Here is an 11811-nt window from a genome sequence, read left to right as displayed (position 1 = left end):
GCCTCAAGCGCCGTGCACGGCTCATCCCTTTAAAGCTTCTCTTTCATCTCTAAAAAGGGAATAAAAAAAGAGGCGATAATTATACGCCTCTTTTTTAAAACAGTTTCTCTCTGTTTTGCTAACCGAACTGGTTATCTTCCGTAGCGGGTTGATGAAAGTCCTTAGTTTGAACCGTGGATTTCAAGACTCAACGTACTGAAGACAGCCATTCAGGCCATTGCTCACGTTTACCGGTTACCTGATCAAAGTACATGGATTGTAACTTCTCAGTAACAGGGCCGCGTTTGCCGGAACCAATCTTTCTGCCGTCGTGTTCGCTGATTGGCAGAACTTCTGCGGCTGTGCCGGTGAAGAATGCTTCTTCGGCAATATACACTTCGTCCCGGGTGATGCGCTTTTCCCGGACTTCCAAGCCCAGCTCATTGGCAAAGCGAATAATTGTATCGCGGGTGATGCCTTCCAGACAGGAGGTAAGCTCAGGGGTGTAGAGAATGCCATCTTCTTTGAGGATGAAAATGTTCTCACCACTGCCTTCTGCCACATAACCTTCGTTATCCAACAGCAGAGCTTCTTCACAGCCGCTGTCCAGCGCTTCTTTCAACGCCAGCATGGAGTTGATGTAGTTACCGTTTGCCTTGGCCTTACACATAGTGATATTCACATGGTGACGGGTATAAGACGATGTACGGATTTTAATACCCTGCTCTTTGGCTTCAGGGCTCATGTAAGACGGCCATTCCCAGGCAGCAACAATGCAATGTGTTTTCAGGTTGTCTGCACGCAGTCCCATACCTTCTGAGCCGTAGAAACACATTGGGCGAAGATAGGCTTCAGTAAGATTGTTTTCCCGAACGACGGCTTTCTGTGCATCAGACAATTGTTGCTTGGTGAATGGCATATCCATTCCAAGAATATGTGCGCTGCGGAATAGACGGTCAGTATGTTCCTTCAGACGGAAAATCTGTGGACCGTTTGCTGTTTCATAAGCGCGCACACCTTCAAATACACCCAACCCGTAGTGCAGCGTATGTGTCAGAACGTGGGTCTTGGCTTCACGCCAGGGTATCAGTTCGCCATCAAACCAGATAACGCCATCTCGATCGGCGAAAGACATAGATTCTCCTGTCAGTTCGTTTTTGCTTGCCGTTGTTGTGATAATGTCTTTACGGTTTCCCGCTGACTTTATTATTTTTCTAATTGTCTTTGTACAGCTGTTCTGACGTAGCCGCTTCAGGTGTAACAGAACTGCAGATAGTCTGCCGGTTGCCTGTGCCGTGAGTTGGACGGGCCTGGTACTGCCTTGTAGGAAAGTGAACCGGCAGCGCCACTCGGTTTGTGGCCGAACGGCGCGTCTATTGCACCATAAAATGACCTGTCTTAACAGGCTATGTTGTCCCCTAAAAGCTCATTCCATACAGTAATAATCGCTTTTCTGTGATGATGCATTTGATCACCACTCACCTGGCTGCCCATTTTTTGTAAAGCATGACGATGCAATGTCTTGCGATAAGCCTGGTAAGCCTGGCTCAAGGACTTCACATTTTCGGAGGACATCAGTCCTGCGCTCCCAAGCTCTTCCAGTATGCGAATGTTGTCTGTCCAGCGAGTAAGTGCCCGGTGAGCCTGGGACCAAGCCAGTACGGCGTATTGCACAATAAACTCAATATCAACAATACCACCGTGGTCGTGCTTCAGATGGAATGCGCTATCCGCAGTCCAGCTGGCTGGGAGTGCGCCCCCCTGTGTTGATTTTGTGCCGAGGTTTTTGGCCATCTTATGGCGCATTTCTCGAACATCTTTTTTGAGCTTTGGTATCTCCCTGGTTTGGGACAAAATATCTGCCCGAACAGCTTCAAACTGTTTTGCCAGCGTTGCATCACCAGCAATACATCTTGCTCTGACCAGTGCCTGATGTTCCCAGGTCCAGGCTTCTTTGTACTGGTACTTCTCAAAGGCCTTGAGGGATGAAACCAGCAGACCGGAATTTCCGGAAGGCCGTAAACGCATATCTACTTCGTACAATTGCCCGGAAATTGTGCTGGTAGAGAGCATGTGAACTATGCGCTGTCCCATTCTGGTAAAGAACATACTGTTATCCAGCTCGCGTTCGCCTGTCGTGGCTTTGTTTGATGCGCTGTTGTGGATAAAGACCAGATCCAGGTCAGACCCTGGCCCTAACTCGATACCGCCAAGTTTTCCGTAACCGACAATCAAAAATCCAGGAGCTTGCTCTTCAGCGCTGAAACCAGGTTCTCCGTGCCGACAAACCAATTGTCTGCGAGCGATATCCTGAACCGCTGAGAGAATAGTCTCTGCTGTCCAGGTCAGGTAGTCGCTTTCCTTCATCAGAGGCATTTTTCCTGCCACCTGGGCAGCAGCAACCCTGAGCATATGCGCCATGCGGAAATAACGCAGGGATTCCATCTGAGTTTCGAGGTCATCCTCAGGAATATGAGCTAATTGCTGGCGAAGTTCATCTTCAAGTTGGGCTTTATCGGGCGGCGCGTAGAGGTTGCCAAGATTCAGGAATTCATCCAAAAGTGCCGGGTGGCGGGCAACCTGTTCTGTTATCCAGGGGCTGGCCGAACAAAGGGAAATTAAGTGTTCCAGAGCCCCAGGGTTTTCCATAAGCAGAACAAGGTAAGCGGTTCTGCGCAGCACTGACTCAACAATGGTCAGCACACGAAGTAATGCCTGATCAGGGTTTGCTTCTCGCAATACAGCCTTCAGCAGGCGGGGCATAAACAGAGCAATACGATCTGCACTCTGGCGACGGACAGTTTTCAGGATTTTGCCATCGCGAAGATTTAACAGGCGCCGGTGAATTTCTTCCGGGTTGATAAACCCCATTTTATTAAGAACAATAATTTCTTCTTCTTTCTCAAGCTGCCCATCCCAGAAAGCATCCCAGTCTGATGTCGAACTGTCTTTGTCGGCTTCTGGTTCTTCACTTTCTGCAACGATGGCATTGAAATGAGTACCAACCCGCTCTCGGTGATAATCCAACTTTTCCATAAAGCTTTCCCAACTGGAAAAGCCCATGATCCAGGCCAACCTAAATTGTTCTTCAGGGTTGTTTGGCAGTGTCTGAGTCTGCTTGTCTTTCCAGGCTTGCAGGGCATGTTCAACATTGCGAAGAAATTCGTTGGCTTCACGAAGATCGTTACAGGCTTCGGCTGGCAGATATTCTGAACTTTCAAGACTATCTATAATCGTTAGCAGAGAACGATCTTGCAGGCTACGATCGCGGCCTCCGTGTATCAGCTGGAAACTTTGCACGATAAACTCGATTTCACGAATGCCACCGTGACCAAGCTTGATATTGTTATGCAAGCTGCGTCGTGCAACTTCCCTGCGAATCATGCGTTTCATATCTCGCAGTGCAGTAATGGCACTGAAATCTATGTAACGACGGAAAACAAAGGGCCGCAGCATATCCATAAGTTCCGCTCCGGCTTTTTGGTCACCGGTAATAAAGCGGGCTTTTATCAAAGCGTAACGTTCCCAGTCCCGTCCCTGATCCTGATAATACTGCTCCATGGCTGAGTAACTGAGAGCTAATGCACCGCTTTGACCATACGGGCGTAGTCGCATATCAACACGAAATACAAAGCCTTCGGCATTATTTGTATCCAGTACCCGAATCAGGCGCTGGCCCAATCGGGTGAAGAACTCCTGATTGGTAATCGTTCTGGCAGCGCCTTGAGTTTCGCCTTTGCAGGGATAACAAAAGATAAGATCAATATCAGAAGAAAGATTGAGTTCTCCAGCTCCCAGTTTGCCCATACCAAGGATGGTCATATGCTGAGGATAAAGCTCCTCTTCACCATCATCCGCTCCCATTGGTGTACCTAACTGTTTACAGCAGTCGTCGTGTAACCAGCTGCAGGACAGCCCGATGCAGGCATCAGCCATGGCAGAGATGTCGGCTGTTGTTTCTGTCATGGGGGCAAGACGATTCAGGTCTCGAAAAATAATTCGTAACTGATGTTTTTTCCTGAACTTGCGTAGCACACTCATCAGTGTGTCTTCTGAGTTGCAGACCTTTACTTGTTCAGCCAGCTCACTTGCCATACCTGATTCACTCAGGCTTTGGTGTAGTAGATTTTGTTGCAGTAGATCTTGTAGAAGCACGGGTGTTGTCCGGCAGACCTCCCAGGCGTAGTCGCTCCCACTCCAGCATTTGAATAGTTGTGATTTGATGTCTTCTGAAAAGAAGGTTTGCAATTCGTTCGAGAGAGATTCTGAGAAGATCTGCCAGCGCTTATTTTGCTGTTCGGTAATGTCATCCAGTATCGTGGCAGTCATATTTCCTTCATCCCCTCAGAACTTCAGCTATGACTGCCAGTTTACCGAAATCACAGCTATCTGTTTACTGATCTTGCAGGAGTGAAATTGTTTGAGTTTGTTAATGTTGTGTTTCGTTTTGTAGAAAAACTACACAAATAGTTGAATTTGGTATTGCGTTACTGGTTAATTGCGTAGTAAAACTACATATATAATGGAGTGGGTGTCTGTATCGTTATTGCGAATCCCTTCGGCACCTTCATACACTTCCTCTATCTATACTGATTTCGTTCAGTACCGGGGACTCAAAATGCAACGCGATACCGATCCGATTGAGACACAGGAATGGCTCGACGCTCTGGAAGCCGTACTGGAAGCTGAAGGTGAAGAGCGGGTTCACTACCTGTTAACCCGCCTGGCACGCCGGGCCAGCCGCAAGGGCACCCAGCTTCCTTACGCAATTACTACACCCTACAGAAACACTATTCCTTCGGCCAAAGAAGCCCGAATGCCTGGCGACCTGTTTATGGAACGCCGGATTCGTTCTCTGGTTCGCTGGAACGCTCTTGCTATGGTGCAGCGTGCCAGCAAGCGTGGCGGTGATCTGGGCGGCCATATTTCATCTTTTGCATCCAGTGCCACTCTGTATGACATTGGTTACAACTATTTCTTCCATGGTCCGGACAATGACCGTGATGGTGATCTGGTTTATTACCAGGGCCACGTAGCACCGGGTATCTACTCCCGTGCTTTCCTGGAAGGTCGAATCAATGAAGAGCAGATGGACAGCTTCCGCTCTGAAGTGGATGGCAAAGGTCTGTCTTCTTACCCACACCCCTGGCTGATGCCTGACTTCTGGCAGTTCCCGACTGTATCCATGGGCCTTGGCCCGTTGCAGGCGATCTATCAAGCCCACTTTATGAAGTACCTGATCAACCGGAAGATGATGCCTGAGCAGGGTCGTAAGGTCTGGGCATTCCTTGGTGATGGTGAGATGGATGAGCCAGAATCTCTTGGTGCAATCTCCCTGGCTGGCCGCGAACATCTGGATAACCTGGTATTTGTGGTGAACTGCAACCTGCAGCGCCTGGATGGACCTGTACGTGGTAACGGTAAGATCATTCAGGAACTGGAAGGTGTCTTCCGCGGTGCTGGCTGGAACGTGCTTAAAGTGACCTGGGGCCGCCACTGGGATCCTCTATTTGCTCAGGACAAAGACGGCATCCTCCAGCAGCTGATGGATGAAGCGGTTGATGGTGATTACCAGAACTGCAAGAACAAAGGCGGTGCCTGGACCCGTGAGAACTTCTTCGGTCGTTATCCTGAAACCCTGAAGATGGTTGAGAACATGTCCGATGAGGACATCTGGCGTCTGAACCGTGGTGGCCACGACCCCTACAAGGTTTACGCAGCTTACCACGCAGCTGTGAACCATAAGGGCGCGCCAACCGTTATTCTGGCTAAGACTGTTAAAGGTTACGGTACAGGTGCGACTGCTGAAGCTGCCAACGTCAGTCACAGTGTTAAGAAGCTGCCAGTCGAAGACCTGAAGAACTTCCGAGACCGTTTCGATCTGCCCATCAAAGATGATGAGATCGAAGAAATTCCTTACTACAAGCCAGATCCGGATAGCCCGGAAATGGTTTACATGCGTCGTCGTCGTGAAAAGCTGGGTGGCTTTATTCCTCAGCGTCGTCGTAATACCGATGTGCAGCTGCCGATTCCAGAGCTTTCCGCATTCGACGCAGTTCTGAAAGGCAGTAACGGTCGTGAAATTTCCACCACCATGGCATTCAACCGTGTGCTGGGTGTGCTGGTGAAGGACAAGACTCTCGGCAAGCACATTGTGCCGATCATTCCTGACGAAGCCCGTACCTTTGGTATGGAAGGTATGTTCCGTCAGCTGGGTATCTACTCTGCTCACGGTCAGAAGTATGAGCCTCAGGATTCTGATCAGCTGATGTTCTACAAAGAGTCTGAAACCGGTCAGATTCTGGAAGAAGGTATCAACGAAGCGGGTGCACACGCTGCCTGGATTGCTGCGGCAACCTCCTACAGCAACAACAATATCCCGATGATTCCGTTCTACGCCTTCTACTCGATGTTTGGCTTCCAGCGCACTGGCGACCTGGCCTGGGCTGCTGGTGATATTCAGGCGCGCGGCTTCATGATTGGCGCGACTTCTGGTCGTACCACTCTGAACGGTGAAGGTCTGCAGCATCAGGATGGTCACAGTCACCTGCTGGCTAGTACCGTGCCTAACTGCATCAGCTATGACCCAACCTACGGTTACGAGCTGGCAGTAATTATTCAGGATGGCCTGCGTCGCATGTACGGCGAGCAGGAGAATGTTTACTACTACATCACCACTATGAACGAAAACTACGTTCAGCCTGCGATGCCAGAAGGTGATGATGTTGTAGAAGGTATCCTGAAAGGTCTGTATCGCTTCTCTGAAGGTGAGCAGAAAGAAGGTCCACGTGTGCAGCTGATGGGATGTGGCACCATACTTGAAGAAGTGCGTGCAGCATCTGACATTCTGCGTGAGCAGTTTGGTGTCGAGTCAGACATCTGGAGCGCAACCAGCTTTAACGAGTTGCGTCGTGATGGTCTGGAAGCCAGCCGCTGGAATATGCTGAACCCTGAGAAGGAACAGCGTAAGTCCTGGGTTGAGCAGCAGCTGGAAGGTAAGCAGGGCCCTGTGGTTGTAGCAACCGATTACATGAAGCTGTACGCCGACCAGATTCGCGACTTTGTACCAGCAACCTTCGTAACGCTGGGCACTGATGGCTTTGGTCGTTCCGATACTCGTCAGAATCTGCGTGAGTTCTTCGAGGTAGACCGTAACTACATCGCTTTTGCGGCTCTGCATGGTCTGGTGAAAGATGGTGAGCTGGAACGCAGCGTTCTGGCCGATGCTATCAACAAGCTGGGCATCGATCCTGACAAAGCCTCTCCGCTCTATAGCTGAGAAACGCGACACTAAATTCCTCTGAACCCGGGCAGCCAGCCTGTCCGGTCAGACCAGAAGGCTAGAAGAATGGCTGAAGAGTTAATCAAAGTTCCAGATATTGGTGGAGAAGGCGCTGAAGTAGTGGAGATTAATGTCTCCCCTGGTGACAGCGTTGATGCTGAAGAAACCGTTATTACTCTGGAATCAGACAAAGCAACGATGGAAATTCCGGCCTCAGCAGCCGGAACGATTGTTGAGATTCTGGTAAACGTGGGTGACACCCTGAAAGAGGGTGACGATGTACTGAAGCTCACAACAGAAGGTGGTGCTGAGGTTGCCCTAGCCCCGGTTGCAGATGAGCCTGCACCCGCTACTGTTGAAGAGCCAGTCGTTGCTCTAGAACCTGTAGCGTCACCAGCTGCTGCACAAACGATAGAAATTACTGTTCCTGATATCGGTGGCGATAAGGCCCCAGTGGTTGAGATCTCTGTAACTGTCGGTGACGAAGTATCCGTTGACGATGCGCTGGTTACGCTGGAATCCGACAAGGCTACTATGGAAATCCCAGCAACACATGCAGGCAAAGTTACTGCCCTGCATGTGAATATGGGGGACGAGCTTGGTCAGGGAGATCTGGTTCTGACTCTGGAAGCGGTTGGTGTTGCACCGGTTGCCACCCCTTCCGCGCCTAAGGCAGAAGAACCCAAGAAAGATGTTCCTATTCCTGCAGCCTCCGTCAGCCCTGATGGCCATGCCACCAAGGTTGCGGATATCAAGGATATTAAGCCTGCGTTGCCTGGGCTGGTTCATGCTGGCCCTGCTGTGCGCCGTATTGCCCGTGAGTTTGGCGTTGACCTGTCTCTGGTAAAGGGAACCGGTCCTAAGAGCCGAATCCTCAAGGAGGACGTGCAGGCGTTTGTTAAAGAGCGTCTGGCCAAGCCTCCTGTTGCTGAAGCAGCCGCTGGTGGGGCTGGTATTCCTGAAGTGCCGGAAGTGGACTTCAGCCAGTGGGGTGAAGTTGAGATTGAGCCAATCAATCGCCTGCGTCAGGTGGCTGCCAAGAACTTCCAGCGCAGCTGGCTGAACATCCCTCACGTAACTCAGCATGACGATGCAGACATTACCGAGCTGGAAGCCTTCCGTAAGGCTCAGAAGCAGGTTGCCGAGGCACGTGGTACCAAGCTTACGCCATTGCCCTTCCTGTTGAAGGCGGCAGCTTACGCCATGCGTGAGATGCCCCAGTTCTGCGCTTCTTTGTCTCCTGATGGCAAGAGCCGCATTCTGAAGAAGTATGTGAACATCGGTATTGCTGTGGATACTCCTGATGGCCTGCTGGTTCCGGTGATCAAGGATGTTGATCGCAAAGGTTTGTGGGAGCTGGCTGTTGAGTGTGCAGAGATGGCTGATAAGGCTCGTAAGAAGCAATTGAAGCCTGATGAGATGAAAGGCGGTTGTTTTACTATCTCCAGCCTGGGCTCTATTGGCGGTACTGCGTTCACTCCTATCGTCAATTCCCCAGAGGTAGCCATACTTGGTGTTTCTAAAGCCAGTATGAAGCCAGTTTGGAATGGCAATGAGTTTGTTCCTCGTCTGATGCTTCCTCTGTCGTTGTCCTACGATCATCGAGCCATTAATGGAGCAGAAGCTGCAAAGTTTGCAGTTTTGGTTTCTGCATTGCTGGCAGATATAAGAAAGCTTCTTCTCTGAATAGAAGTCGCCATTAATAAAGGAGCTTGATAAAGCTCCTTTATTTTTTCATCTTTAAAAATAATTAAACGTCATTTGTTGTTTTATTTCTTTGTTTTTGAATTTGGTAGACTGTTTTTCAATATAATCAAATATCTATTTTTGATTAATCTTTTAATTGTTATCTCGATTTATTATCAATAAGTTGTATTTTTTATTGCCAACCATTTTTTTTTAAAGAAGTGTTGTTTTTTCTTTATTAACTCTTGCTGTTTACATATTGGCTGCCGTAGGATGAGCAAAACCGGTCGAAAGTAATAAGTCTTCGATTGGTCTTTCCTAATCTGGCTGTAAAAATCTGGATGCTAACAGTAAAGGGGAAAGATGATGCTGGAGGGTTGTAAGTCAGCCAAAGAAAGGTGGGGGGGAGTTTCCGAGCTTATTGACAACTGGTTGAATGAGCGACAGAACATGATTGTTTTGTATTGCTCGATGACTGGTGTCAAGCAGCGTAGCGACGATGAGCGTCCGCTACAGGATAAGCTTCGTAACTTCTGCCAGTTGCTTGTTGATTATGTATCAGCAGGACATTTTGAGATTTACGAGCAACTGGAGCAGGAAGCTCTGGAATTCGGCGACAAGGAAGCTCTGAATAATTCTGGGCAGCTATTTGCTTCTATTCAGAAAAACACAGGAGCCTGTCTTGATTTCAATGACAGCTGTGAAAAAGTGGGGTGTGTAGTGGAGTTGCAGAACTCTCTTTCGCAAATAGGGGAAACTCTGGAGGAGCGGTTTGAGTTGGAAGATCAACTCATCGAAATTCTGCACAATGCTCACAAAGATACAGTGAGTCAGATGGCAGCAGGCTAGAAAAGTTAATTCCTGCTGCTCGGTGATGAGCAGCAGGAATTAATTGATTTACTGCGCTGCGTTAGTGACTTTAATCAGCTCAACCTTGAAGATTAAAAGCTCGTTCGGGCCAATACCACCCTGTGGCGCGCCACCTGGGCCGTAGGCCAAGTCAGAAGGTATGTATAGCTCCCAGGTTGATCCTTCAGACATCAGTTGCAATGCTTCAGTCCAACCGGAAATAACTTGATTCACACGGAAAGATGTTGGCTCGCCTCTCTGGTAAGAACTGTCAAAAACGTTGCCGTTAAGCAGTTTTCCTTCGTAATGGACTGTAACTTCGCTCTCTTTTGCAGGCTTGTTGCCTTTACCTTCCTTGATGATTGAGTACTGAAGGCCTGATTCTGTGGTGACAACCCCTGCCTTTTTACCATTCTCTTTAAGGAATGCGGTGCCCTTTTCCAGATTCTTCTGGGCTTCTTCAATCATCTTCTGTTGAGCTTTTGCTGCTGCTTCCTGCTGAGCTTTCTGGATAAACTCAAGCATTTTGTTCTGGTCTATAGCTGGCTTTTTATCTGATAGAACATCGGTGATGCCGGCAGAGACCATTGATACATCAAGGTCATCAAAGTCAGATTTAATTCTCATACCAAGGAGTGCTCCCAGGCTATAGCTGAGCTTTTCCTTGTCTGTTTCAGGAGTTTTGTCTGCTGCCATCACTGGCAGAGCGGTAACAGTTGACAGCACCATGGCCGCAGCAATTTTTGTCAGCTTCATTGCATTCTCTTCTTCAGTGGTAGAGCGCGGCCGTGCCGCAAGCAGACATCTTTGTTCAAATTAGTACTGAAGGCAAGCTGATATGGTTTGCTATAAATAAGAAAAAACGGTTTTTTGACGCTATTTAATAGTTCTTTTTATATAAAGGTGGTAACAACTAAATGATTTTATAAGTTCTTTTTAAACACTATATAGAAGTCTTTCTACATCTATATAGTAAGTTGTTTTTATCTTTTTAAAGAGTCTGTTGTTATATGTATGTATTGCTTGTCAAAAAAATTTTGCAATTGTGTGAATGATTAGTCTAATGTCTATGTAAAAAATAGAGATAAATTAATTAGTGCTTAGAATGTTTTAAAAATATTGTATGAGCTGGTTAATAAAAAGATGTTCGTAAAGCGAACAAGAGTGGGAAAAGTTTTAGAGGTAAATAAAAATAGGCTTGTGTCTTTGAAGCCAAAACAGAATTCAGGTTGTAGAGTGGATTATCCGCTAAAACCTAAGCACAGATTAAGTTGAAAGGATTCAAAGTGGTTTGTCTTTCCAGATTGTTTAATAAAAAGGAATTTCTGGGATAGATAAAGCAAGAGTTGCGAAAGGACAATCAGACGGTTGCTGGTAATAGAAAGAAAGGCAACCTGAACCGACCAGAAATGCTGTCGTTGAGTCAATCAGAACTCTGCGGTACTGAACGAGCGCGATGGCTTCTGGATACCGAAAGGCAAGGCACTGCCCAACGGTATCGCGCTTGCAAGTGCTAAGGAGATAGCCATGAGTGATGTTGAAATGGACTTCGACAAGTCCGAGGCGGCAACCCGGGAAGCCGGTGCAGCTGCTAAAAAGCGGGCACCTGCCCGAAAAAAGACGGCCCGAAAATCTGCAGCTCGCAAGAGTACTGCTAAAAAGACGGCTGCTCGCAAGACTACCCGCAAATCTACAGCTAAAAAGGCAACCGTGAAGCGTAAGCCAGCAGCTCGCAAGACTGCTAAGAAGGCCGCCGCTAAGCGCAAGCCAGCAGCTCGTAAGACTGCGAAGAAGACTACCGCTAAGCGTAAGCCAGCAGCTCGCAAGACTGCGAAGAAGACTACCGCTAAGCGTAAGCCAGCAGCTCGCAAGACTGCGAAGAAGACTACCGCCAAGCGTAAGCCAGCAGCTCGCAAGACTGCGAAGAAGACTACCGCCAAGCGTAAGCCAGCAGCTCGCAAGACTGCGAAGAAGACTACCGCTAAGCGTAAGCCAGCAGCTCGCAAGACTGCGAA

7 protein-coding genes are annotated in these 11811 nt (G+C 48.4%); 4 read left to right on the top strand and 3 right to left on the bottom strand.

Going from position 1 to position 11811, the window contains the following annotated elements; genetic code table 11:
• Positions 1-187: 187 nt before the first annotated feature.
• A complete protein-coding gene (locus ACY2RR_RS22410) occupies positions 188-1114 on the bottom strand; it encodes a branched-chain amino acid transaminase (protein ID WP_490110425.1) in 927 nt (308 codons plus the stop codon).
• Positions 1115-1377: 263 nt separating this feature from the next.
• On the bottom strand, positions 1378-4308 hold the full coding sequence (gene glnE, locus ACY2RR_RS22405) for a bifunctional [glutamate--ammonia ligase]-adenylyl-L-tyrosine phosphorylase/[glutamate--ammonia-ligase] adenylyltransferase (RefSeq protein WP_490110424.1): 2931 nt from the start codon (positions 4306-4308) through the stop codon (positions 1378-1380).
• 289 nt (positions 4309-4597) lie between these two features.
• On the opposite strand from glnE, the gene aceE reads away from it, so the two are divergent.
• The 3 genes from aceE to rsd all read left to right on the top strand — a co-directional run bounded on the left by aceE (position 4598) and on the right by rsd (position 9796).
• Positions 4598-7258: a pyruvate dehydrogenase (acetyl-transferring), homodimeric type gene (aceE, locus tag ACY2RR_RS22400; RefSeq protein WP_490110423.1), complete on the top strand. Its 2661-nt coding sequence runs from the start codon at positions 4598-4600 to the stop codon at positions 7256-7258.
• A 69-nt stretch (positions 7259-7327) separates the two neighbouring features.
• Positions 7328-8947: a dihydrolipoyllysine-residue acetyltransferase gene (gene aceF / locus ACY2RR_RS22395; RefSeq protein WP_490110422.1), complete on the top strand. Its 1620-nt coding sequence runs from the start codon at positions 7328-7330 to the stop codon at positions 8945-8947.
• A gap of 363 nt (positions 8948-9310) precedes the next feature.
• A complete protein-coding gene (rsd, locus tag ACY2RR_RS22390; protein ID WP_490110421.1) occupies positions 9311-9796 on the top strand; it encodes a sigma D regulator in 486 nt (161 codons plus the stop codon).
• A 48-nt stretch (positions 9797-9844) separates the two neighbouring features.
• On the opposite strand, the gene bamJ is transcribed toward rsd, so the two are convergent.
• Positions 9845-10552 carry a BamJ family beta-barrel-assembly machinery protein gene (gene bamJ, locus ACY2RR_RS22385; protein ID WP_490110420.1) on the bottom strand — a complete coding sequence of 236 codons (708 nt, stop codon included), beginning with the start codon at positions 10550-10552 and terminating at the stop codon, positions 9845-9847.
• Between the two features lie 771 nt (positions 10553-11323).
• Here bamJ and ACY2RR_RS22380 point away from each other — a divergent pair.
• Positions 11324-11811, top strand: a 488-nt coding sequence (locus tag ACY2RR_RS22380) for a hypothetical protein (protein ID WP_490110419.1), incomplete at its 3' end; no start/stop codon positions are given.

The sequence above is a fragment of the Parendozoicomonas sp. 2304DJ65-17 genome, assembly GCF_058148445.1.
This window is presented reverse-complemented; position numbering and strand designations above follow the sequence as displayed.